The sequence below is a fragment of the Gemmiger formicilis genome, assembly GCF_016901605.1.
GTDB lineage: Bacteria > Bacillota > Clostridia > Oscillospirales > Ruminococcaceae > Gemmiger > Gemmiger formicilis_B.
On record NZ_JACJKP010000941.1, the window covers coordinates 1 to 218 of the forward strand.

General features: G+C 58.3%; 1 pseudogene. It reads left to right on the top strand.

What is annotated here, in order from left to right:
• Positions 1-33: 33 nt before the first annotated feature.
• Positions 34-218 (top strand): annotated as a pseudogene (locus H6B10_RS19215) (hypothetical protein); the annotation flags it as partial.

The following is a 218-nucleotide window of genomic DNA, read 5'->3' on the forward strand; positions in this document are numbered from 1 at the left end:
ACATTGTATTTTTATGCATCCTGGAGGGGGTTTATTGTTATGAATTTGCAGGGACGTGATTTTCTGACGCTGCTGGACTATACGCCGGAGGAGATCAGCGGGCTGCTGGACCTGCGCACGGTGCCTTCGGCGGTGGGCGGCGACGAGGAAAAGCGCCATGGCGTGGTGCTGGCCAAAAGCGGCCCTGCCAAGGCATTCGGTGTGCGTACGGGGGAAAG